This window comes from Paenibacillus sp. FSL W7-1088 (assembly GCF_037969855.1).
Classification (GTDB): Bacteria; Bacillota; Bacilli; order Paenibacillales; family Paenibacillaceae; genus Paenibacillus.
Window position 1 is genome coordinate 4,838,768 of the sequence record NZ_CP150216.1, and the last position, 25,231, is coordinate 4,863,998.

The window sequence follows — 25,231 nt, forward strand, 5'->3', positions numbered from 1 at the left end:
AAAGAGCTGCCCCCGTCACTTGCATGACTTGGGACAGCTCTTTCTTCTGACGGTTCAGAAGTTTAATCCTTCGGGCGACTTTTGGGGTGACAGGATATATAGCATATTAACTTTCACTCCAAACCGTCCGTTCCTGGTGACAGGAGAAGTAATTACTTCTCTGTCGGAAGCGGTGTGAACAGCAAGTTGACAGGAAGGTTGCTTCCTGGTGCCGCCGAGAACACAATCGTTACAGCTTCGCCGTACGAACCTGTGCGATAGAGTACACTTTGTTCATTTGGTGCACTTAAGGATTTACTGCTATTCGAAATCTGCACAACCTGACCATTAACGAGTGCCACACCCGAGTATCTACCACCACGAGGGTTGAATGAGATCAGTGTGCGCGGAGCCACATTGTTCAGTGTAATTTTGTAAAGTACGCCGAAGTTACCCGCGTTAGAAGCTTCCGTATAGGCCATAGGGTCTGTGCCGACCAGATTCGGGTCACTTGCATTATCCCCAAGCGGCAGACGAGCAGGCTTCGAACCTACTTCTTGGTCATACGTAATGACACGTGTTGCATTCGGATACGTTCCACGGTTGTGTACACCATCACGATCCAGAACAGGCAGTGTGGACCATACGGCCATCGGATCTTTATTTTCTTCGATCATGATAATGTTGTAATCCAGCCTGTAGTCGCTGAAAACATCAGAATACAGCGAAATAACTTGCCCTTGCTTCATGGGAAGAGCATTGAGTTCAGTAAGAATCAATTTGCTTTCTCCTGGCTGCAGTACAACATTCAATTTTCCAGTGCCATCTTGCATAGACTGGAACCAACGTTCAATTGATAATCTTCCGGCTACTGTTGCGAATGGCGAAGGACCTGCGAAGCCCATATTTTGCTGCTCTAATGTTGCTGCATACATATTATTATTCGTAGCAACAACGTACATTTTCACGTTCTTGCCGGTGTTATTTACATGGTGAATCATGAAACGGGTCTGACCGATTGAAGTCTCTTTGTACACAATCCCTTCCGAATTAACGGTTTCCGGGCTGTTACTGCGAATCAGCACACTTTGTTCATCGTAATAAGTGTACGGAACTTTCTCCATGGCAGGAACTTCACTGCCGTTGAAGCTGAACTTGTCACCTACCGGCGTGAACAACTGATTAAAATCAGAGATAGTATACAGTGTTTCATTGGTGATATTGACATTCTTGGTATAACTGTTACTAGCACCATGTTTGTCCGTAACCGTAATCGTTACTGTTTTCGGTCCCGGAACAAAGAATGCCAGAGCATTGTTTTCCCATTCAGTTTTCACAATAGCATTTTCGTCATCGGTGCTTTGATCAATGTACGTGATCTTTTCACCCATTTTGTATTCTTCCTTGTCCGTCATAAACATCGCTACAGGAGGAAGATTGGGTTTCTGTACCTGAATCGTAACAGAATACGGATCACTCCATTGCCCGCTCGAATCCTGGACAGCATACGTTACCGTATATGTACCTGGTTGGTCAAACGAATCCTGACGACCAGTCCAGCGCTCGTCGACGATGTCCAATCCCTTGGGAGAGCTGGATTTAGTGTTGTATGTCACCGTGTCTCCTACAAAAATCTCTTTTGGTACCGTGAAGCTGGCTACCGGTTTGGTATTCAGGTTCAGTACTACAGTCTTCGCAGACTGATTCACTTTATAAGTAATGTTGAGTGCCTGAGTAATCGACGTCAGTGGCACCATGAACGTATTTTTTTGTTGATAGGCAGGGCCCTTCATCGTTCTGGATTCACCGTTAACTGTGTAAACGCTACTATTCGTTTTGAAGCGAAGCTCATCTTCGCCACTAATAATAATGGTTTCTTTGGTTGTATTATCATATTTCACTTCATAACCAACCCGATCAACCAGTGCGCGGATCGCTACATAAGATACGCCATTTTTAACAGCCATCGGCTGTCCGGCAAGATAGGTTTTGCCGTCTTGCACCATTTTGTTGCTGTTCATATAAAGTGTCAGATCTCCGCCTTTACTTCCGGCTACAGATTGACCGCTTGTAGATGGTTGCTCAACCTCAACTGGAGCTGTTGGAACAGTTGTTTCCTCTCCCGCATCCTCTTCATCAGCAGGATCTATAACAGGGTCAACCGGAGTAACGTCTGTACCTGTTGGTTCATTGGTCACCGGGTTTGTTCCTTCGACTTCATTGTTATCAGACTGTTTTGAATCTGACCCGGACTTTACATCCGATTCCGCGATCGTTTGTTCTTTCTTCACAACCTCCACGGATTTAACATTGGCTGTATTCACTGTTGTTGTATCGCTTTGATCGGCTGCCAGTGCATTCGCTGGAATCGCTGCAAACGCTTGGAATACAGCTAAAGCGGTAAGTACGGATAATTTCTTCTTCAAATTCATTCTTTTTCTTTGGCTCCTTCTGCTCCCATTTTATAAATATCCCCCTCAAAAAGTCATACTATTAGACGCTTACTACCGGGAAAAGTTGCTAAAAATATTTGATAACGATTGTAAACTTTTAATCGAGCGAAAATACTATGAAAATAGTTATCTATTAAACTTTCGTTTTGGAGTGAAGCCAGTTTAAAAACCAGCCACAAATTCCAATAAAAAATCCCTCCAGAACATGGTTGAATAAGCACCATGCCACAGAGAGATTTAGAGATTAAGAGATTTCGAACGTGCTAACGCAAACTAACGGGCAAGCGTCCGGTTGGCTGCAATTCACCTGTTAAGACGTGGGACAATGCGCGAACCACTGCAGGAGTGTTCTCGTAGGTACATACGTAACTTCCCGGCTTTGGAATCTCCAATAGATCATATGGATTACGCAGAGCAACGACAATCAGGGAATGCTTCTCACTAAGTTTTTGAACCAAATAATGTTGCCCTTTCGGAAGATGGCCTGCGGAAGTGTACGTACATACGATGATTTGATCTTCCTCCGACACATCCTTTAGGATCTTGTCCGCTTCATCATAAGTGGGCTGTGTCGTTATTTTGTGCTCCCGAACTCCGCTTCTCAGCTGCGATAACGCCACACCAAGCGAATCTGTGTGAGACCATGGTTCATCCACTTCTGTGCGTTGCACAACCTCCGGCCAGATGACATACACATTCTTTTCAGTGTCTAAGGGAAGCAATCCATCATTCTGAACTACAGTAATGCTATTGGAAGCAATCTCATCCAGCCTGGATTCGATGGAGGCCAGCGACCTTGATGATTCATCTTTCACTTTTGTTGAGAACGTGATCCCGTCCTCATCAGATCCATTCGACACAGCATCATCCTCTTCCATGGAGACAAACGTATGCTCCCACTGACCACAACGTGCTGCCTTCCATGAAATAATACGTTCCAATGCCTGGTTAATGGTGGCTTCATCCACTCGTCCAGTACGAACGGCTTCCACAACAGCTTCCACAGCAGAGATTTGATCTTGCAGTGTGTGACTGACCAGAATTAGATCAGCACCTGCCTCAACGGCAAGAACGGCTGCCTCGGCCACACCATATGGCTTGGCTATCGCATGCATTTCCAGACAGTCTGTAATAATAATGCCGTCAAAGCCCATTTCTTCGCGTAACAGCCCCGTCAATACTTTACGGGACAATGTAGCTGGAATCGGCTCCGGTTCAATTGCCGGGAAGATGACGTGAGCAGTCATGATAGCATCCACTCCGGCCTCAATAGCGCGATGGAACGGCAGAAGCTCCACCTGATCCAGTCTGTTCCGGTCGTGAGGTACAGTGACCATACCCAGATGTGAATCCACCGCTGTATCTCCATGTCCCGGAAAATGTTTGGCTGTCGCAGCAACACCTCGGGATTGATACCCTTTGATGGCTGCGGCACCATGAGCAGCTACGCTCTCCGCATTCTCGCCATAGGAGCGCACGCCGATGACCGGGTTAAGAACGTTATTATTCACATCCAACACTGGAGCGAGGTTCATATCGATACCGATGCTTTTTAACTCATGACCTAGAATTTGCGCACATTCCAAGGTATAGTCGGGATTCCCCGTTGCTCCAAGCGCCATGTTTCCAGGTACCTGGGTCACTCCCTCTTGGTCAATCCGGGCCACCATCCCGCCCTCCTGATCCACGGAGATCATCAGGGGTAAATCTCCGGCTTCAGCCGCGATCGCTTGCAAGTCGGCAGACAGTCGTTTTAACTGGTCTACGCTTTCCACATTCCGTCTGAAATAGATGACGCCTCCAACATGATAATCATGGATCAATTGATTGATCTGTTCATCCGCATGCTGTCCATGGAATCCACACATAAACAGCTGTCCTACCCGCTGTTCCAACGAAAGCTGATCGATCGAATTCATACGCATGCTTTCCTCCCCATTATGAACCTGCTCTTTGGTTCGACCTGAATTCGGATGGTTTCATGTGAAAATGTTTATGAAATACTTTGGAGAAATATCGCCGCTCCTTATACCCCGTCGCTTCTCCAATGGCTGTAATACTCCATTCCGTGGTACTCAATAATAAAGCTGCACTCTCCATCCGCTTATGGGTCATATATTCAACAAAGGTTACACCCATCTGGTTTTTGAACAGCTGACAAAAATAACCTGGACTGATCCCCAGCCAGTCAGCTACCTCATCAATGCCCAGATCACATTCCAGTCTGGCGTTCATATACTCGCACGCAGAACTGATCAACTCAGACACAGAAGGGCGAGGAACACTTTTCTTGTCATGACAAACATAAGCAAGTGCCTCTGCCAGTTCGATTAATTCCTTGATGGAGGTTGCTGAATGCAATGCACTCCAGAAGTGTATTTCGTCCTGTTCAGCCATGACATGTACTTCGCGCAATTCACGAAGCATATGTACCAGCAGAAAACGCAGACTATTTTCGGCTACGCCATCCAGCGTACTCTTATGCTCGCTCATTCGATGTTTGAGCCTCACTAGCAGGTCTATCAATCCTTGTTTATTTCCCTGTCTGATCCAGCGGGTGATCAAGTCTAAATCCTCTTTTGTAATCCACATTGTTGTCCTGCTGGAAGGTTCTTTGGATGACATCATAGAGTGCTCAGCAGATTCTTGTTCCAGCGCATCGCTGCGCTGATTAGAATCATTCATGATTAGTAATCGCTGACAGTGCCGGTATCGCTCAGCCATCTGATCATCCAGTTTCACAGGCATAACATCCTGAATGACCCTTGTCTTCATGCCTGAACCTATCTCAAATGTCATATCTAGTTCCAACTGAACCTGTTGAGCCAGTGCATCTGCTCGCAGTCTCCATTCATCTGACGCCTCCACCAACATGCACCATTCTCCCTTACGGGCCGAAATCAGCAGAGTTCCTGCACAAATCCGGTCTGTAATCTCCCTAAGTTTGGAACGGATCATTCCATGCCAGCTTTGATGCCGAGCCCCAGACCATCCGATCGAATGTTTAAAATAACCCGACACATCGATAAGCAGCAGGATATATCGTAACGAAGATGCCTGTGGTTCGGGGGAAGAAGGAGGGGAAGAATATAATGAATCTTCCTCTTTTCGTATCAGGTCAATGATATGTTTGTGCCTTACCCATACTTCCATCTCCGATTTGCGGTGGCGTTCGGCCTCCACTTCCAACCGTTTCTTCTGAATCTGACTAGCCAGCTCACGTAATTTCTGTTCCAGATCCAGATAATCGATTGGCTTGCATATGTAATCATGGACATTGTGACGAATGGCTGTACGAGCATACTCGAACTGCTGATATCCTGTCAGCAAAATAATCTCGCAAGTTTCACCTTGCTCACGTAATATTTGAATCAGTTCCAGACCATCCATAGATGGCATGCGAATATCACATAACATGATGTCAGGGTGACATTCTGCAACTTTATCCAGTGCTTCGGACCCGCTTCTGGCCGTACCTACAATTTCAATGCCCATGTCTTCCCATGGCAAAATAAAACTCAAATTCTCCAAAATCGGCAGCTCATCGTCAACCAACAACGCGGTTAGATTCATTCATCTTCCCCCTGCTCATATTGTGGAATAATACATTGAATGATCGTACCATGTCCCGGAGAAGAACATATAAACACTCCGTATCCGGCCCCATATTGAATCCTTATCCGATCTGCAACACTTCTTAAACCCAGCCCTCGACGCTCTGCCATTGAAGACAGCTGCTTCGTTCCCTCAGCCATGATGTATTCAGGCGGGTCTTCTGCCATGTATTCGAATCGAGCCAACATTTCCTGGGGAATACCGATACCATTATCCTCAACTCGCAGCACCAAGTTATTCCTTTCCACAAATGCACTGATCCGAAGTACACCCTGATATTCAATTCCCTCGAACCCGTGCTGAATACTATTTTCCACAAGGGGTTGGAGAGTAAGCTTGAGTATGGAAGATGTGTACAGATGAGACGGAATGTCGATCTCATACCGGAACAAATCACTGAACCTGTAATGCTGGATCTCAAGATAACTCTGCAAGTGCCTTAGCTCCTCACTGAGCGAAATCTCCTCCTGATCCTGGATACTGATCCGCAGCATATTGCCAAGACGTGTCACCATTTCACTTACTTTACGCCCTTCTCCCCTCATGGCTAGTCCGTTAATAGATTCCAGCGTATTAAATAGAAAATGAGGTTTGATCTGGGCTTGAAGTACGCGTAGTTCTGCCTTAGCCTTCTGTTCCTGCTCTGCACGCACACGTCGGAACAGACCTCCGATCCGATCCAGCAATTCATTGAACCCTTGGGCGAGCAGCTGCATCTCGTCAAAACCACTTCCTTCGACCCGGGCATTAAAATCCCCGTCATCTACACGTCTCATGAATCGTACGAGCACCGCAATATTGCCGGTAATCCGGTTCATGAAGAACACATTGAAAACCATCGCAGCAAGCAGACACAGCAGAATGATAATAATCGACCAGCCTGCGAACACATTCGTCTCTGCGGATAATGCTTCCCATGAAGCAACACTGACCAGACTCCAGTTATAGTTTTTCAGATGATATTGTGAAATGATGCTTTCACTGCCATCGAACACTGCTCTGGTGCTGCTGAATCCCGGTCCGTAAATTCCAGATCGCACACCCAGATTCTCCATCTTCTCTCCGCTGTAGCGTCCGGAAGGATCGTATACGATCAGACCCTCTTCATTGATCAGCAGGAACGAAGTATCCTGTGCAGAATCACTTATCTGCAGATGGCGGAAGATGCGGTCCATCTCCCCTTTTTTAATCTGAACGACAAGGACCCCAATATTCTGAAAATAACTAAGTTCCTTGACTAACCGAATCTGAGTAAAGACAGGCTCTACGCCCGTCAGTTCAGGATATTCCAGAGGGGCCAGCCATTTGGGCACGCCGTTGAGCTCCTGGATTTCTTTGAATATTGGATGAACCTTAAATTGTTGAAAAGGTAGTGCTTGAAAATTTTCCTTCGTAAATATAGAGACAATCTGGTTGTCCTGGGACGAACGCGGACGCAAATCATACAAGAAGGCATAACTGATGAATGGGTAGTTGTATAAAAGGGAACGGAAATTACGCTGACTGGCATTCAGCGACAATTGATTACCGATTCCAAGATCCTGTTTGCTCGGATCTTTGGCGTTCAAAGCCATCTGGAATACCGATGTGGCGATGCCATTGTCCGTGACATTGTTGATCTGCTGAAAAACATTCTCGATATTATAGCTAATCGCCTGGAGTGCATATTCAGACTGCTGATTGTATTTTTTCTCAATCGTATGTGATGTGACCAAGAACATGCCGATTCCAAGCGTGCACATCGGTACAATGATGAGCAACAGAAATGCCATGGCCAGCTTCATCCGCAAGTTCATTTCCCGTTCTCCCTATATAACGCATCGTTAATTAACCTTTAACACTACCTGCCGTTACACCTTCAATGATTTTCTCCTGCAATATGGCGTAGATTACAACAACCGGTACAACACTATATACAATGCCTGCTGACATCTGGGCATAATTCATTTGATACTGATCACGAAACTGGACCATGCCGACGGGCAATGTACGCAGTTTATCAGTGGATAAGAAATAGTTGGCGAGTAAAAATTCGTTCCAGTTGCCGAGGAAATTCACGATAAACACCGTAACAATGGCTGGAACTGTAAGGGGTATCACTATTCTAGCAAAGATACCCGGAGCCCTCAACCCATCCATAACAGCGGCTTCCTCAATTTCTCCAGGGAGCGACCGCATAAAGGCTGCCAAAATAATAATCGTGAACGGAATTGCATTCGCAACATAAGGAATGATCAGCGCCAGATGAGTATCCAGAATGCCGAGCTTGCGGACAAGCAAGTAAATCGGCAGCATGAGCGCATTGTTTGGAATCAGCATACCCGCCAGAATGAGACTGTACAGAAACATGCTCCATTTGCGGTGTCTCATCCGCGTTATAGCAAAAGCAAACATGGCACCAAGTATAATGGTTCCAACTGAGGACAAGACCGAAATGTACATACTGTTCCAGAAATACGTTCCAATCTTGGCATTTACCCAAGCCTCCACGTAGTTATTAAACACCCATGTGGAAGGCAGACCGAACGGATTCAGTGCGATCTCATTGTTATCCTGCTTAAATGAAGAAAAGATTACGAATAAAAAGGGAAACAGAATTGCAAGTAGATACAGCATCAACAAAACATGAGGTATACTGCCTTTTATGCTCTTTGCCATCAATATTCCACCCTTTCGTTGCGTCTCGCCACCAGCAACTGATATACCGCGGTGAGCACAAGCGTCAGAGCAAAGATCAGAACCGCAATCGTATTACCATAGCCGTATTTAAAATTGGTAATCGCATATTTGATCATATACGTAGCAAGCACTTCAGTAGAGCCTGCAGGCCCACCTTTGGTCATAACCAGAACAATATCAGCTGCCTTCATCGCCCCCGCAATGGACAGCATGATGACGACGGAAATGATAGGTCTGATAAGTGGCAATGTAATTTTGAATGCTCTTTGTACGGCTGTTGCACCATCAATGGCTGCCGCTTCATCCAAATCCTTGGGAATAGCCAGAATGGCTGCCAAAACCATAACAATATAGAATCCCGTCCACTGCCAAGCATTGGTTACGAGAATGGATATCATTGCGAACCGATTATCGGACAGCCAATAGACCGGCGAAATTCCTACCGTTTCAAGTAACTGATTCAGCAGGCCGATGTTAGGCTCATAGATGAAGCCCCACAGAATACCGATGACGGCCGTTGACATAATGGACGGCAAAAAGACGGCTGTTTTGTACAAACCCTTCAATTTCTTTACGTTCGCTATGAGCAGGGAAAACAGCACAATGATAGGTACCTGGATCAAAACGGAAAATGCGATAAAGAAACCGTTATTGCGAGTTGAAATCCAAAAACGTTCATCTGTCAATGCCTTTGCATAATTGGACAGTCCCACAAAACGCGGCTCTGCGGATACCCCATTCCAACTGGTCAGACTGTAATAGAGTGAACTGCCGATAGGATACAGGAAAAACATGATAAACAAGATCAGTGCAGGCAACACAAACAACGTATAGATCAGCGGGCTGCGGAGTGAAGTGTTCATGATCTACCTCCTTCAGTGACTTCAACTTCTTATGCTCATGTATAGAGCAGATTCCTCAGCAGTGTAATTCTTTAGAAAGGACCAAGGGTTTTACCCCGGCAGAGTTCCAACCGGGGTAAACCAGCATGGTGTTAGCAGTTACGTTTCTTTGCTTGAATGATCGTGTATTGTTTATTCTACTGAAGCATTGGCCTCTTCCTGAACCTTTTGCAATTCTTCGGCCATCTTCTCTGGCGTCGTTTGTCCACCAATCAGCTTCTGAATTTGCAGATTGCTGATCTCTGTCGTTACATCAGCCTGAACGAGCGCATCAAATGCCGGGAATGAAGTCTGGGACGCATTCAGAACAGCTACAATTTCTTTCATCAAATCGTCGGTGATGCTGTCTGTCAGCACTTTTTCATCCAGTTTCATGGCTGGTAACACACCATCTTCTACGAGTCCACGCACTTGCATATCTTCGTTGTAGAAGTTTTTGATAAAGGCTTTAACCGCTGCCAGCTTCTGAGGATCATCCGCAACCGCTGCGGAGAAGCCGTATCCGTTATTGACGTCACGCATCAAGGCTGTTTGATCTCCTGCACCATTCTCTACCGGAGGCATATTGAAGAAACCAACCTTGCCGATGAGCGATTCACCGCTCTGTCCTTCCTTAAATACGGATGATTTCCATGTTCCGTCGTACATCAGAATCGCTTCACCACTCGTAAATTGAGTTGTATATTCAGCATATTCAAAGCCAAGCTCACCTTTTTTGAAGTAACCTTTATCCACCCATTCCTTATGCTTCGCAAATCCTGCAACAACGCCTGGATCAGTCCACTTGGCTTCGCCTGTTGCAAACTTCGCCGTAATATCAGGACCAGCGTAACGGGACCACAGATGGTTCGTTAACATGAGTGGAACCCAGCCTGCTTTGGAAGCAGAAGCGAGTGGAACCTTGCCGTCAGCTTTGATCTCAGCGAGCATATTATCCAGTTCAGCCATTGTTGAAGGCGCTTTCCAACCCTTTTGTGCAAAATACTCTTTATTGTAGAAGAATCCTTCACCCGATCCACCAATAGGCAGTCCGTACACTTTGCCTTCATAGGTAAATGGTTCAAGTGATGAAAATTGGTCCTGGATGCCCAGCTCTTGCAAGATCGGTGTGAGATCCAACAACATGCCCTCTTTAGCATATACTTTAGAATCCGGACTACCGAACAATTCGAAGATATCCGGCGGATTGCCCGCTGCCATCTCTCCACGAAGTTTCTCCTTGCGGTTTACATCGGATTCAACTCCGTCCAGTGTAAAGGTCAGGTTGGGTACTTCGCTCTCCACTTTGGCTACAACGTCCTGCAGAATGGCCAGCCTTTTTTGTTTGTCGGCCCCCACCTGGGTGTGACGGAGAAGCATCTCAACCGGTTCCTTGCTTGTCTCCGCAGGCGCATTGCCTGCTCCCTGTTGCGGTTCGTTACTTGAGCTCGAACAACCTGCCAATGTCCATGATGTGATAAGTAATAATGAAAGCAGTAATGTCATTCCTTTTTTCATTCGTATGACCCTCCTCAAGATATTGAGCATTTGGCTTTACACTCTGATTATAAAAAGTTGTAGCTTACATCGTAAGGATGACAATTCATCAATGGAGGGATAAAATCCTTCACTGGACAAATAATCATGCATTTACAATAGATAACAGCAAAAAACAGCCCCTGCGAAACATGTTCGCAAAGACTGCTTGGTTGGAAGAACTGTATACAACTGTAGTTACTTATTGGAGCAAGTCATACCCGCTGTTTCCGCACGACCTTGTTCAATCAAACGATACGCCCGCTGCACTTCCTCATCACTTGGAGAAGGAACGCCATCCAGCGGATAGGCCTTCCCCATCGCCTGCCATTTGTAAATACCCATCTGATGATAAGGCAGGATTTCGAACTTCTCGACTCCATTTAGCGTTCCAATAAACCGCCCCAGATTGAGCAAGTCTTCTTCCTCATTGTGAATCCCTGGCACATACACGTGGCGAATCCACATTTTTCGTCCATTGTCCGATAACCACTGTGCGGTGCGCAATGTTCTCTCGTTAGATTTGCCTGTCAGCTTGATATGTTTTTCATCATTGATGTGCTTTAGATCCAGCAAAACCAGGTCTGTGTTATCCAACAAATCATGAATCCGATCAGGTTCATTAAAACCGTTACTGTCCAGCGTAGTATGCAATCCCCAGCGGCGTTTCGCTTCTTTGAAAACCTCGGCTACAAAATGAGCCTGTAATGTTGGCTCCCCGCCGGATACCGTAAGTCCTCCGCCGGAACTGCGGTAGTAGGACAAGTACGGCTCGATTTCAGCCAGTACCTCCTCCACGCTCATTTCCCTGCCACCATCCAGTGCCCATGTATCCGGATTGTGACAATACTGGCATTTGAGCAGACATCCTTGCATAAAAAGCACGAAGCGGATGCCTGGGCCGTCAACCGTCCCGAAAGTTTCGAGTGAGTGAATATGTCCATTAACCATGCTGCCTCTTCCTTTCTGTATCGCATCCGCTGTGCGTTTAATATGGAGGTTCTACTCCTATCTCCTATGAACTGTTAAGCTAAGCCCGAGTTACATGGAACCGTGGAAGGTCCGGTTAATGACATCGAGTTGTTGCTCACGTGTCAATTTGATGAAGTTAACCGCGTAACCGGATACCCGTACAGTCAGCTGCGGATAATTTTCCGGGTGGTCCATCGCGTCAATCAACTGCTGACGATCAAATACGTTCACGTTCAGATGGTGTGCTCCTTGACCAAAATAACCGTCCATCATGGCTACCAGATTGGATTTACGTGTGTCTGACTCTTTTCCGAGTGCTTTAGGCACGATGGAGAATGTATTAGAGATCCCGTCAAGGCTGTGTTCGTAAGGCAGTTTGGCTACTGAGCCAAGGGATGCCAGTGCACCTTTTTTGTCCCGACCATGCATTGGGTTCGCCCCTGGAGCAAACGGTTCGCCTGCTTTACGGCCATCCGGTGTTGTACCTGTTTTCTTGCCGTAAACCACGTTCGATGTAATCGTCAGTACAGACTGTGTTGGGATCGCATTACGATACGCTTTGTGTTTGCGAATCATGCCCATAAAGCTTTCCACCAATTCAACTGCGATGCTATCGACACTGTCCTCATTGTTACCGTAACAAGGGAATTCACCTTCAATTTCAAAATCAATTGCGATGCCTTGTTCGTTGCGGATCGGTTTAACTTTGGCATATTTGATGGCACTCAGAGAGTCTGCTGCAACCGAGAGACCAGCGATACCACAAGCCATCGTACGTACGATATCGCGGTCATGCAGGGCCATTTCAATACGCTCATAGCTGTATTTGTCATGCATGTAGTGAATGACGTTGAGTGAGTTCATATACAGTTTGGCGAGCCATTCCATCATCGGTTTGAAACGTTTCATCACTTCATTGTAATCCAGCACTTCGCTTGTAATCGCCGGATATTCAGGTCCAACCTGTGCTCCCGATTTCTCGTCACGACCACCATTGATTGCATACAGCAATGCTTTTGCGAGGTTGGCACGAGCGCCGAAGAACTGCATTTGTTTCCCGATCTTCATCGCAGATACGCAGCAAGCAATACCATAATCATCTCCGTAGATCGGACGCATCAGATCATCATTTTCATACTGGATGGAGCTCGTTTCGATGGATACTTTGGTACAGTATTGTTTGAACGCTTCCGGAAGCTTGGTGGACCAAAGTACCGTAAGGTTCGGCTCAGGTGCAGGACCCAGGTTGTTCAGGGTGTGCAGGAAACGGAAGCTGTTTTTCGTAACACGGGTCTCTCCATTTACGGACATGCCACCGATGGATTCCGTTACCCATGTTGGGTCTCCACTGAACAATTCATTATAATCCGGTGTACGCAGGAATTTGACGATCCGCAGTTTCATAACAAAATGGTCAACCAGTTCTTGAGCCTGTTCTTCGGTTAGCAAACCTTCTTGCAAATCACGTTCGATGTAAATATCAAGGAACGAAGAAACACGTCCCAGGGACATCGCCGCACCGTTTTGCTCTTTGATCGCAGCCAGGTAACCGAAGTAGAGCCATTGGAACGCTTCTTTCGCGGTTGTCGCTGGCAAGGAAATATCGAAACCGTGCATTTCACCCAGTTGTTTCAATTCTTGCAATGCACGAATCTGCTCGGACAGTTCTTCACGCAGGCGAATGACATCTTCATCAATCACGTCGACTTCAAGTGCATTCAGTTCGCCTTTTTTATTTCGAATCAGGAAGTCCACACCATACAGAGCTACCCGGCGATAGTCACCGATGATCCGGCCACGGCCGTAAGCATCAGGCAGACCGGTAATAATCCCTGCTTTACGTGCTGCACGCATTTCAGATGTGTAAGCATCAAATACGCCCTGGTTATGTGTTTTGCGGATGTTCGTAAATATATCAATGACGCCTTGAGGCATTTCAAAACCATAAGCTTCACAAGCATCAATCATCATGCGAATTCCACCGAATGGCTGAATGGAACGTTTGAATGGAGCATCTGTTTGAACACCAACAATCTGCTCTTTGGATTTATCCAGATAACCTGGTTGGTGAGAAACAATCGTCGCTGGCGTATTTACGTCAACATCGAGTACCCCGCCGTTATCGCGCTCTTTTTTGGTCAGATCAGAAACGATATCCCATAACTCTTTCGTATTCTGAGTTGCACCTGCAAGAAATGCTTCGTCGCCATAGTAAGGTGATAAGTTGCGTGCCAGAAAATCATTCACATCTACGGATTTCGTCCATGTTCCTTTGGTAAAGTTTCTCCAACCTGTTTGTTGTTTGACATCTTTTTCGATCACCGACATAGTAATCCCTCCACAAATTTGGATTTCCGGACACATGACAGAATGCTTCACTCGTCTCATCTGTGCCCAGAGCCGCGATTAATGTGATAAATTTCACATGTGAGCCGGAACATGTTCTCTCTACTTGGGAACCGGAACCGCGGATGAATGTTTTTCTTACATTTTCAGTATACGTCTTCGTTCTTTCATCATCTGTGATTTTTATCACAAAGTTTGTGACCATCCTCACTTCACCTGTGCTGTGTCAAAGTGAACCCTGCAAAATTCACACTTATCCACTGCGCGGGCAGAACAACTTCCGATCGCTGTTCAAATCCGATTTCCTGGATTGAACAATATAATTTGAACGAAAGGATATGTACACTAGCCACTCCGAGGATAGAACAACCTTCCGATCGCTGTTACCCCCAGATTTTGTTGATTCCCTTTATAAAAGGTAAAATCAGGGGATAAAGGCGAGCGCTATCGCTTCTTCAGGTTTTTTCTCTCCTCTCCGTTATCGTGTACATGTAAGGTTCAAACTATATTGCATAGAAGGTTAAAATCGTGCTTGAAGCAAACGCTTCGCTTCTTCAGTTTTTTCTGCCCTCTCCGTTATGGTGTGATTACCTGGTTCAAAAAGTAACATCACGGATTCCGTGTAACCTTTTACAGAAAAGACGGCAATCGGGGCTCCCCTTTCGGGGAACCCTGACTATACCTGCCTAAATCCTGCTGCTGCTTTAGTTGTTATTCAAACTTGCCGTAGAAAGCGTTGCGGTATACATCTGCCAGTTCGGTCACCAGCGGCAGTTTTGGATTGGCTGTTGTACATTGGTCCTCGAATGCGCGGTCTGCCAGATAATCCACATGTGCCTCAAAGTCTTTGGCGTCGAATCCGATTTCCTGGAACGACTCTTCAATCCCCAATGTTTTGTTCAGTTTGCGGATGGCATTGATGAGGCTGGTAACCCCTTCTTCTGTCGTACGGGCAGGCAATCCCAGAATGCGGGCAATTTCGGCATAACGCTCATCTGCAACAAAGTGCGAATATTTCGGGAACGATGCAAACTTCGTCGGTTTTTTCGCATTGTAGCGAATGACGTGTGGCATCAGGATCGCATTGGTACGTCCATGTGCGGTGTGGTACTGACCGCCCCATTTATGAGCCAAGCTGTGGTTAATGCCCAGGAACGCGTTGGCAAAAGCCATACCGGCAATCGTCGAAGCATTATGCATTTTCTCACGAGCCAATTTGTCACCTTGCAGCGCCGATTGCTCGAGGTATTGGAATACCAGTTGAATCGCTTTGATCGCGAGACCATCCGTGTAATCATTCGCCATGACGGATACATATGCTTCAATGGCGTGAGTCAATACGTCCATACCTGTATCCGCAACAGCGGTTCTAGGCAGAGAGTATACGAATTCCGGGTCTACGATGGCTACGTCTGGTGTTAACTCGTAGTCTGCCAGTGGATATTTCGTATTGCCTTGATTTTTGTCCGTGATGACCGCGAACGATGTTACTTCCGAACCTGTGCCCGAGGTTGTCGGGATCGCTACGAATTTCGCTTTCACGCCGAGACGTGGATATTTGTAAATCCGTTTGCGGATATCCATGAATTTTTGCTTCAAATCGTTGAAATCTGTGTCAGGATATTCATAGAACAGCCACATCGCTTTGGCAGCATCCATCGGTGATCCCCCGCCGAGTGCGATAATGCAGTCTGGCTGGAAGCGGCGCATCATTTCCGTACCGCGGTCTACCGTTGTTGTGGACGGATCGGGTTCGACATCAGAGAACACTTCAATCGCTACCGGCATTTGACGTTGACGCAGATAGTGCTCCACTTTTTCTACATAGCCGAGTTTGACCATCATCGCATCCGTAATAATGGCTACGCGTGTGATGTCCGGCATTTTGGCAAGATACTGTGTTGCACCTTTTTCGAAGTAGACTTTATTCGGCACTTTGAACCACTGCATATTCACGGTACGGCGAGCCACCCTTTTCACGTTGATTAAGTTCACAGCGGTTACGTTGGAAGAAGTCGAGTTACGTCCATACGATCCGCAGCCCAATGTCAGTGACGGCATGTTGGTGTTGTAGATGTCACCGATGGCGCCGTGTGTGGATGGAGAATTGACGATAATCCGGCCGGTTTGCAGGCGATCTGCGAATTTGCCAATGACTTCTTCGTTCGTCGAATGAATAACGGAGGAGTGACCCATGCCGCCAAAAGCAACCACTTCCGCTGCGCGCTCAATCCCTTCAGCTGCCGTTTTCACTTTGTAGCAAGCCAGTACTGGACTTAGTTTCTCAGCCGACAATGGGAACTTCGTGCCTACCCCTTCTATCTCGGCTACGAGAATTTTGGTGCCAGCAGGGACCTCGATACCGCACATTTGCGCAATACTGACTGCAGATTGACCAACAATCGCCGGGTTCACCGCACATTTCTCAGCATTAATCGCACCTGCGGTCAATTTTGCGGCCTCATCCTTGTTCACGAAGTAACAGCCGTTCGCGATCATTTTCTTTTTCACCTGATCGAAGATCGGTTCTTCGATAATGACTGCTTGCTCGGAAGCACAGATCATGCCGTTATCGAACGATTTGGACAAAATCAAATCCGTTACCGCTTGATTGATATCTGCACTTTTCTCAATAAAGCAAGGTACGTTCCCTGGCCCTACGCCCAGTGCCGGTTTACCACAGCTGTATGCCGCCCGTACCATGCCTGATCCGCCTGTTGCCAGAATGAGCGCCACATCGTTATGATTCATGAGCGCGTTTGTGCGATCCATGGAAGGATCATCAATCCACTGGATACAATCCGCTGGAGCACCATGCTTCACCGCAGCATCAAGCAGGATTTTGGCAGCTTCCCGGCTACAGTTCTGTGCAGATGGGTGGAAACCGAAGATGATCGGGTTACGCGTTTTGATGGAAATCAGTGCTTTGAACATCGTGGTGGATGTTGGATTGGTTACCGGGGTAATCCCCATGATGATACCGACAGGCTCCGCAATTTTCTGGAAGCTTTCGTATTCGTTATCTTCAATAACCCCTACTGTTTTGTCATATTTGATGCTATGATACACATATTCTGTTGCAAATATATTTTTGGTGATTTTATCCTCATACACACCCCGGCCTGTTTCTTCCACGGCCATCTTGGCGAGCATCATATGTTTGTCCAGACCTGCCAGCGCCATCGCTTGCACGATGCGGTCAATCTGTTTCTGATCCATGGACATGAATGCTGCATGTGCTTTATTCGCTTTGTCAATTAACGTTTGAATATACTGACCTGCTGTCGGTTCTTTTACTGGGGCGACTTCGTTCTTTACAGCCATCTCCCTCATCCTCCTAAAGGTTTCGTATTGGTTTGTCTCTCTTCTTTACATTCACATCGTATCATGGGGAAAGAGTTAATTATGTGATTTTTTTCACAAAGTATAACAAATTTAATTTAAGTTTTTTACTGTCTTTCACTTAGCCATTTACACTTCCTATTTAAACTATAGGGCTGTCAGATTCATCCTCCCCTTCCGAAAGTGAATTTAATCACAATGTTTGAAATTTCGCCATTTTTGCCCCCTTTCCATGCCCCTCAAACAGCAAGATAAGGTATATACTGAACTTAAAAATTGAACCACCGCAATTTGTACCGTCCTTCCCGGCCGAGAGATGACCCTGATCAGGACGGCAACGGTTTGCGGCGAACCACGGGGGCCAGTCCAAGCTGCAGAAGGCCGCCCGATGGACACAAAGGGGAGATAGACTTATGAGAGAACAACTGAGTGTACTGGAAAAACGCGGAAATACCAACTGTTTCTCGGAAGCGAATTTCAACCATCTGCTCGTAACGATGAAGGACAGAACCTATCCGGAAGGCACCCATCTGTATTGGGAAGGAGATGTCTCTGACAAACTTTATTATATGAAACGGGGCCGTGCTCAGATCACCAAATCCACGGATGAAGGCAAAGAACTGATTATGTACATGTATCAATCCGGAGATATGATTGGGCAGGCTGATCCGTTCTTCGGATCGAAACACAGCTTTTCGGCGGAAGTACTGGAGGACAGTGAGATCGGTGTACTGGAGCATAAAGACCTGGAGATGCTGATCTGCCAGCATTGTGACTTTGCGATAGACTTTATGAAATGGATGGGTATTCATCACCGGTTAACCCAAACCAAATTCCGTGATCTGATGTTATATGGCAAACCGGGCGCTCTCTGCTCCACGCTAATTCGATTGTCCAATTCCTATGGCGAGCCTCATGGAGAGCATGTCATGATTCATAAAAAAATAACACACACAGATCTGTCCAATATGATTGGAGCAACCCGTGAAAGTGTCAACCGTATGTTAAGCGATCTGCGTAAAAAAGACGCCATAGAATACGACAACGGCATGATTGTCATCAAGGATCTGCACATGCTCCAGGGCATCTGTCACTGTGAACTGTGTCCTAACGAGATTTGCCGAATCTGACGCTTTCCCCGTCTGATATTCACCTGATATGCAGATAAAAAAAAGCCCTTCTTCCGAGACGAAGATTGGGCTTTTGTTATGCTTAAGATACAGTAGTCAACTCCAGCTTTACTGCATCACGAGGATTCAACTTCATGTCCAAACCGTTTTCCATCAGTTCCTTGTCATTCACCATGATCATCCAGCGTTGGTTCATCCGGGGAGTCACATTTTCGACTGAAACGACAAATTTGTTGTTCTCCGACATTCTCACAATGCCACTGGACTTTAATACATCACGCACCGTACATTCCTGAACATACACCCCGGCATATTGACGATTGAGATTCGGCATAATATTTCCACCGCTCACCTTGAGCAATGTTGTTTGATAAACAACATCGTCTCCCCCACTGTCAGCGGCTTTTACATATATGATCACTTCATCTTTGACATGAAGCTCCATATCCCAATTTTCCGGGTCAATATCCTTGCCATTCAGTTTGACTGCCCAGCTAAGTGAGGAGTCCAGCGAAACTTCCCCTACGGATTGGATCCGCTTGCCATCTGCTGTAAAATCGACAAGTCCACTGTTCAACAGTGCTTTCTTGAGCGTCAGACCTTCACTAAAATCTCTCTTAATGGACTTCGTTGCGTCAGGCAAAAAGGTACTGCCATCCACTGCCACAGTAATTGTATTCTGCGATTCGGTCTCTTTGACGATTGGCTGTTCGGAAGGCTGTGTCTCGCTACACCCGGCTAATATAACCAGAATAAGCAGACATATACCTATGTAACCGGGGATTCTCTTCTTCATGTAGGTAACACCACCCTGCGTAAAATCATTCACCCTGTTGTCCATAACCTCTATTATGGCACAAAATTCATGCAAAAAAAGTGTCAATGCCGTTACTTTTCATCCAGCAGCGTCCATAACTGGTTTGTACAGCACAAAGAGCCTGCAAGCAGGCCCTTTGGCTCCTAATTATCATTAAGGTCTTTGGAGTAGCATCGTTACTGGACACAAGCCTGCATGTAGGTACGGCCTCCGTCTCCATCCTTCAGATACGGATTGAGCCCAAAGAACTGTTCCTCCGACACATAAACGCCTGTCAGCAAACGCCCTTCAAGTAAACCACCGTCCACCTGCACACAGAACGAAGGTGCATCCACATATTCCTGATAGAGCGGAATCTGACCCGATGACTGGTGTACCTTGGATACCTTGCCCTGCTCATGCAGCGGTCGTTCGGAGAAATAGGTAGGTACAATATAACGGGCAATCACATCCAGCTCCTGCACAGTGTAGAAGGTGTCATCACCCAGCCAGGGCGCAAACAGGCGGATCTTCTCATACTGTGACCATACAATCGCCTGAATCAGCATCTCCGCTTGAACAAAACGACCTTCGCCCACATCCAGATACATACGTTCTTCATGAAGGGTGGCTTCAGCCTGACCCCCGTTGGAATCGGGTTGTCTCAATTCACATCCGATACACTTCCAGCCTCTTGCTGTCTGAATCCATTTTTGCAGCACCGCCGGAGCCGTTCCCTGACCATTGCTATTCGTAGAATGAGTCTTCTCTCCTGCAACATCATCATCCTTAACCGACGGGGAATATGAAGTTCGTTTAAATAGCTCCGCAGCTTTTTTGTAGATTAAATGTACCTGGATGGATGCGCTCTCAAGTTCTGCAATATCTTGCTTGCCGTAGCGTACTTCACGGGATAAGCTTTCTTCTCTCATGACAAGTGGCCTCCTCGCTCCGGCCGCCTGCGGCCATTTTATTTACAATTATACTACAACTCGCGACAACATGTGCAGAACCCTGAAGACAAAAACTCCTGATTTCCACTGGAAACCAAGAGCCTTTATGCCAACAGTTCCTTTAGTTTGAGCCGGGGAAGCTGTTACTACTCAACCCACTGCTCTGCCCAGTCTTGAATTTGATTCATAACGGGCTGTAGCGCCTTGCCTTTCTCTGTCAGTTCATATTCAATACGAACTGGCGTCTCCGGATAGACATGACGGATCAGAATTCCTTCGCTTTCCAGATCTTTCATCCGTTCTGACAACATCTTATCACTCATGGATGGTATCAGGTTGGAGATATCCTTGAATCGCTTCGAACCACTCATCAACGTTTGAATAATCAGACCGTTCCAGCGCTTACCCAAGAAAGAAAACGCCGTCTCAAAGCGCGGACACATCCGCAGATCTTGGCCTTCCACATTAATCACCTCTTTAGAGATCACTCAACTTACGTTTAGTTAGTATATTTCATAATAACATATTTAAGTCTCAAAGAAAACGTCTGCCGCTAAAAAGTTAAAATTTTAGAGGCATAACCCAACTTCGATGATACAACTCAGTATACATCACATGGGACAGCGGAACCATGGGAAAATATCGTCTAACTCCCATGTAGCTATCTTACCCAAAAAGTTCCTTTTATTAACCAAAAAAACCTTGCTGCCTCAGTCATACTTGACTTGGAGAAAGGTTCTTTGGTATATCGTTTATTCTATGCGTTCACACAGCCAATTTGCAGCTTAAACCAGCACGTTACCAAGTGATCTTACAGGTTCGCTGAAGCCATATTCCGGCTTAACGTTACGCGTAGGATATGCCCACTTCACACCATTGCTGATCACTTTTAAAATTTCCGGATTGTAGAAGGTCGGGTATGTTTCATGACCTGGACGGAAATAGAAGATTTTTCCCGAACCTCGGAGGAACGTACATCCGCTCCGGAATACCTCTCCGCCTTGGAAATTGCTTACAAACACCAGCTCATCCGGCACTGGAATATCGAAGAATTCCCCGTACATCTCTTCTTTTTCCAGAATTATTTTGCTATTGATGCCCTCAGCAATGGGATGGGACGGATTCACACACCAGATAATCTCCTGCTCATTGGCTTCACGCCATTTCAGATCACAACTTGTGCCCATCAGCGCTTTGAATGGCTTAGAGAAGTGACCGGAGTGCAGCACAATCAACCCCATACCATCCAGGACCCGCTGTGCAACCTTCTGTGTAATCTCGTCGCTCACACGATCATGCGCCATATGTCCCCACCATATAAGCACATCTGTAGAATTCAGCACCTCATCACTTAATCCGTGCTCAGGCTGATCTAGTGTTGCAGTGCGAATGGCGAAGCCTTCGCCTCCCAGTCCGTTTGCCAACGCCATGTGCAAACCGTCAGGGTAGACTTCCCTTACTTCATCGTGAATTTTCTCATGGACAAATTCATTCCAAATGGTGACGTTAATCATATTCAATTTCCCCCTAGTGTAACTCTAAACCCACCACATATCTCCCAGCGGTTCTTCAATCAATACTTGTTGGAGATTTTGCACAGCTTTAGAGAATCCTTCTTCTACCGACATCAGACCATCTTCGTGTTCAATACTTACGACATAATCATATCCAACCAGACGCAGAGCGCTAATAATATCAGCCCAAGTTTTGTTATCGTGACCATAACCGACCGAGCGGAATTGCCAAGCACGATCAAGCATGTTTGTATAATCCTGCATATCTGTTACACCATATTTATTCACGTTAATTGGATCAATAGTTGTATCTTTCGCATGGAAGTGATGAATCGCGCCTTCACGTCCCAGAATGTGGATCGCTTGCACCGGATCAATACCTTGCCACCACATGTGGCTTGGATCCAGGTTGGCGCCAATCACTTCGCCTGCTGCTTCACGCAGTCTCAGCAAGGTCGCTGGTGTATGCACGGAAAATCCACCGTGCAGCTCCAGTCCCACTTTCACATTGTGATCTGCAGCGAACTTGCCCCACTCTGTCCAGTAAGGGATAACTTTGTTGTCCCATTGCCATTTAAGAACTTCCTGGAAGTCATTCGGCCATGGTGCAACAGGCCAGTTCGGATATTTGGCATCCTCATGGTCTCCCGGACAACCAGAGAATGTATTTACAACAGGCACTTCCAGTTTCTCAGCCAGTTCTACTGTCTTAACGAAATCATCGTGGAATCCTTTCGCAATATCCTTTTGTGGATGGAGCGGGTTACCGTGACAGCTCAATGCGCTGATAGTCAGACCACGGGATTCTACTGCATTTTTGAAATTTTTCAATGCTGTTGGATTGCTCAGAAGCTCATCCGGTTTGCAATGAGCATTTCCGGGATGTCCACCAGTTCCGATTTCTACTGCTTTCAAGCCTTTGGATGCAACATAGTCAAGTGCATCCTCCAATTTACGTCCTCCGAATAGTACCAAAAATACGCCGAGTTTCAAGTGCGATTCCTCCCTAGATTAAATATCATATTATTTGCTGGTTTTATGAACAATGAACTGCATAAAAATACCGTTCAGATCACATGATTGTATCGTTATTGTGGAAAATCAAGAGCTATTCTATCCTGAAATTAAACGTAAGAATACTGGTTATTTCATTGGAAATGACATCCGGTCGGTTTAGTCGAAATAAACCGCTTTGCCTGTCTGAGCAGACTCGTAGATCGCTTCAAGAATCTGAGTAACCACGATGGCTTGTTCAGGTTTTACAACTGGATCCTTGTCTTCTATGATCGCTTCAAGCCACATTCTAGCTTCACGATCCGCTTCATTTTCTGCACTACCGGAATAAAAAGCGACTCCGCCTGCGTCCAGATCTACCTTGGTTTCAAACAGACGGCTGCGTTTCTCGCCATTGATACGCAGACCATCCTGCATATCCGCGCCACCTTCTGTTCCACAAAGCAGTGTTTTGGCTTCGCCAAATTCAGCAACGTTCAGCGCCCAGCTGGATTCGATAATAATTGTAGCCCCATTCTCCATCGTCACAAAGCCGAATGCAGAATCCTCTACCTTGAATTGTTCCGGGTCCCACGGCCCAAAAGCATTGGCCGCATTCTCACGTTGACCCAGCTTGTGGAACGTTGATCCCATTACACTCTTCGGTTTGTAATTATCCATCAGCCAAAGAGTCAGGTCCAGCGCGTGTGTACCGATATCAATCAACGGTCCTCCACCCTGCTTTTCCTCATCAAGGAACACACCCCAGGTAGGCACAGCACGGCGGCGAAGTGCAATCGCCTTACCGAAATAAATATCGCCCAGCTCGCCTTCTTCACACATTTGTTTCAGGTATTGGCTGTCATTGCGGAATCGGTTCTGATACGCAATGGACAACTTTTTGCCTGTACGTTGTGCGGCTTCCAGCATAGCTTGCGCTTGTGCAGACGTCTTCGCCATTGGCTTTTCACACATTACATGTTTGCCCGCCTCAAGGGAAGCGACCGTGATCACGGAGTGGGAGTCGTTTGGTGTACAGACGTGTACCACATCAATGCTCTCATCCTTCAGCATCTCGTGATAATCCGTATATACTTTGGCTCCCTCAGCACCGAATTCGGCTGCTGCCTCCTCCGCACGTTCTTTCACAATGTCGCAGAAAGCGACCATACGGCCCTGAGATTGTTTGGACAGGCTGGGCATATGTTTACCTTTGGCGATTCCGCCACAACCTACGATGGCGATATTAAGTACTTTAGACATGAACAAGTCCTCCATTAGCGGCATATTTTCTAATCCAGTTCATACTGCTCTCGATGCTTTGCAGTGGAGGATTCTGACATACATCCTGTTCCACAACAAGCCACTCGGCTCCCGCCTGATCTGACGCTGTAGCTACAGCCCCCAGATTTACCTCGCCTTGGCCGAATTCCACTGTCAGGACTTGGCCTTCTGAACGGCGCATGTCTTTCCAGTGAACCAGCGGCAGACGTCCCGCATACTTCGCGATGACTTCCGTTGGCGGATATCCTGCGGCGTGAGCCCAACACGAATCCAGCTCCACTTGCAGATGGGAAGCGGTTACGGTATCATACATCGCGTATAACGCCGGCTGACCCTCAACCTGCTCTGTAAATTCAAAATCATGATTGTGATACATTAACACCATGTCCTGCGCTGCACACTTTTCGCCAATCTCATTGAGGGAAGCAAATACGTTATCCCATTGCCGTTGTTCTTCCGACAGGTAAGGGACAATCAGGTTTTTGTTTCCGATGGCTTTGTGATAAGCGATCACCCCATCGAGATCCTCAAGCAGACTATTGTACTGAACATGTGTACCCACGATCTCCAGACCGAATTCATCCAGAATGCCCCTTACTTCTTCAGGACTATGCCCGTAAAAGTTGTGGAACTCAACGCCTTGATATCCAAGCTCTGCAACCTTGGCGAGTGTGCCTTTGAAATCGCGCTCCAGTTCATCACGTACCGTATATAGCTGTAATCCAACCTTCAACATCTACCGGCTCACCTCACTTCGA

Annotated in this window: 18 protein-coding genes; 1 reads left to right on the forward strand and 17 read right to left on the reverse strand. The window is 46.5% G+C overall.

The window, feature by feature from the left end:
- Positions 1-152: 152 nt before the first annotated feature.
- From MKY42_RS21865 to adhE, 10 genes are all read right to left on the reverse strand, one after another.
- Complete coding sequence (locus tag MKY42_RS21865) at positions 153-2,411, reverse strand: stalk domain-containing protein (protein ID WP_090900853.1); 2,259 nt, start codon at positions 2,409-2,411, stop codon at positions 153-155.
- Between the two features lie 284 nt (positions 2,412-2,695).
- Complete coding sequence (gene nagZ, locus MKY42_RS21870; RefSeq protein ID WP_339844609.1) at positions 2,696-4,357, reverse strand: beta-N-acetylhexosaminidase; 1,662 nt, start codon at positions 4,355-4,357, stop codon at positions 2,696-2,698.
- A 13-nt stretch (positions 4,358-4,370) separates the two neighbouring features.
- On the reverse strand, positions 4,371-6,005 hold the full coding sequence (locus tag MKY42_RS21875; protein ID WP_090900859.1) for a response regulator: 1,635 nt from the start codon (positions 6,003-6,005) through the stop codon (positions 4,371-4,373).
- Complete coding sequence (locus tag MKY42_RS21880; protein ID WP_179263988.1) at positions 6,002-7,843, reverse strand: sensor histidine kinase; 1,842 nt, start codon at positions 7,841-7,843, stop codon at positions 6,002-6,004. Before MKY42_RS21880 ends, MKY42_RS21875 begins: the two co-directional genes overlap by 4 nt.
- Positions 7,844-7,874: 31 nt before the next feature.
- Entirely contained in the window at positions 7,875-8,705 is an 831-nt protein-coding gene (locus tag MKY42_RS21885; RefSeq protein WP_090900865.1) for a carbohydrate ABC transporter permease, read from the reverse strand.
- The gene (locus MKY42_RS21890) at positions 8,705-9,589 is read right to left on the reverse strand and encodes a sugar ABC transporter permease (protein ID WP_090900868.1); all 885 of its coding nucleotides are present in this window, start codon (positions 9,587-9,589) and stop codon (positions 8,705-8,707) included. The genes MKY42_RS21885 and MKY42_RS21890 overlap by 1 nt, the downstream gene beginning before the upstream one ends.
- A 171-nt stretch (positions 9,590-9,760) precedes the next feature.
- A complete protein-coding gene (locus MKY42_RS21895) occupies positions 9,761-11,125 on the reverse strand; it encodes an extracellular solute-binding protein (protein WP_090900871.1) in 1,365 nt (454 codons plus the stop codon).
- Between the two features lie 216 nt (positions 11,126-11,341).
- Positions 11,342-12,094: a pyruvate formate-lyase-activating protein gene (pflA, locus tag MKY42_RS21900; RefSeq protein WP_339844614.1), complete on the reverse strand. Its 753-nt coding sequence runs from the start codon at positions 12,092-12,094 to the stop codon at positions 11,342-11,344.
- A gap of 90 nt (positions 12,095-12,184) precedes the next feature.
- Complete coding sequence (gene pflB / locus MKY42_RS21905) at positions 12,185-14,443, reverse strand: formate C-acetyltransferase (RefSeq protein WP_090900876.1); 2,259 nt, start codon at positions 14,441-14,443, stop codon at positions 12,185-12,187.
- Positions 14,444-15,172: 729 nt separating this feature from the next.
- Positions 15,173-17,785: a bifunctional acetaldehyde-CoA/alcohol dehydrogenase gene (gene adhE, locus MKY42_RS21910; RefSeq protein ID WP_090900879.1), complete on the reverse strand. Its 2,613-nt coding sequence runs from the start codon at positions 17,783-17,785 to the stop codon at positions 15,173-15,175.
- 431 nt (positions 17,786-18,216) lie between these two features.
- Here adhE and MKY42_RS21915 point away from each other — a divergent pair, with 431 nt between their 5' ends.
- Positions 18,217-18,933: a Crp/Fnr family transcriptional regulator gene (locus MKY42_RS21915; protein ID WP_076291848.1), complete on the forward strand. Its 717-nt coding sequence runs from the start codon at positions 18,217-18,219 to the stop codon at positions 18,931-18,933.
- A gap of 82 nt (positions 18,934-19,015) precedes the next feature.
- On the opposite strand, the gene MKY42_RS21920 is transcribed toward MKY42_RS21915, so the two are convergent.
- The 7 genes from MKY42_RS21920 to MKY42_RS21950 form a co-directional block, all read right to left on the reverse strand.
- The gene (locus MKY42_RS21920) at positions 19,016-19,729 is read right to left on the reverse strand and encodes a hypothetical protein (protein WP_090900882.1); all 714 of its coding nucleotides are present in this window, start codon (positions 19,727-19,729) and stop codon (positions 19,016-19,018) included.
- A 197-nt stretch (positions 19,730-19,926) separates the two neighbouring features.
- Positions 19,927-20,661, reverse strand: a complete 735-nt coding sequence (locus MKY42_RS21925; RefSeq protein WP_090900885.1) for a hypothetical protein — start codon at positions 20,659-20,661, stop codon at positions 19,927-19,929.
- 167 nt (positions 20,662-20,828) lie between these two features.
- Complete coding sequence (locus MKY42_RS21930; protein ID WP_024631037.1) at positions 20,829-21,146, reverse strand: helix-turn-helix domain-containing protein; 318 nt, start codon at positions 21,144-21,146, stop codon at positions 20,829-20,831.
- A gap of 321 nt (positions 21,147-21,467) precedes the next feature.
- Positions 21,468-22,196, reverse strand: a complete 729-nt coding sequence (locus tag MKY42_RS21935; protein WP_090900888.1) for a ThuA domain-containing protein — start codon at positions 22,194-22,196, stop codon at positions 21,468-21,470.
- Positions 22,197-22,220: 24 nt separating this feature from the next.
- Positions 22,221-23,189: a sugar phosphate isomerase/epimerase gene (locus tag MKY42_RS21940; protein ID WP_024631039.1), complete on the reverse strand. Its 969-nt coding sequence runs from the start codon at positions 23,187-23,189 to the stop codon at positions 22,221-22,223.
- 180 nt (positions 23,190-23,369) lie between these two features.
- Entirely contained in the window at positions 23,370-24,452 is a 1,083-nt protein-coding gene (locus MKY42_RS21945; protein ID WP_109998569.1) for a Gfo/Idh/MocA family oxidoreductase, read from the reverse strand.
- Positions 24,445-25,209 (reverse strand): sugar phosphate isomerase/epimerase family protein, encoded by a 765-nt coding sequence (locus MKY42_RS21950; RefSeq protein ID WP_339844626.1) that lies wholly within the window; start codon positions 25,207-25,209, stop codon positions 24,445-24,447. The genes MKY42_RS21945 and MKY42_RS21950 overlap by 8 nt, the downstream gene beginning before the upstream one ends.
- Positions 25,210-25,231 lie beyond the last annotated feature (22 nt).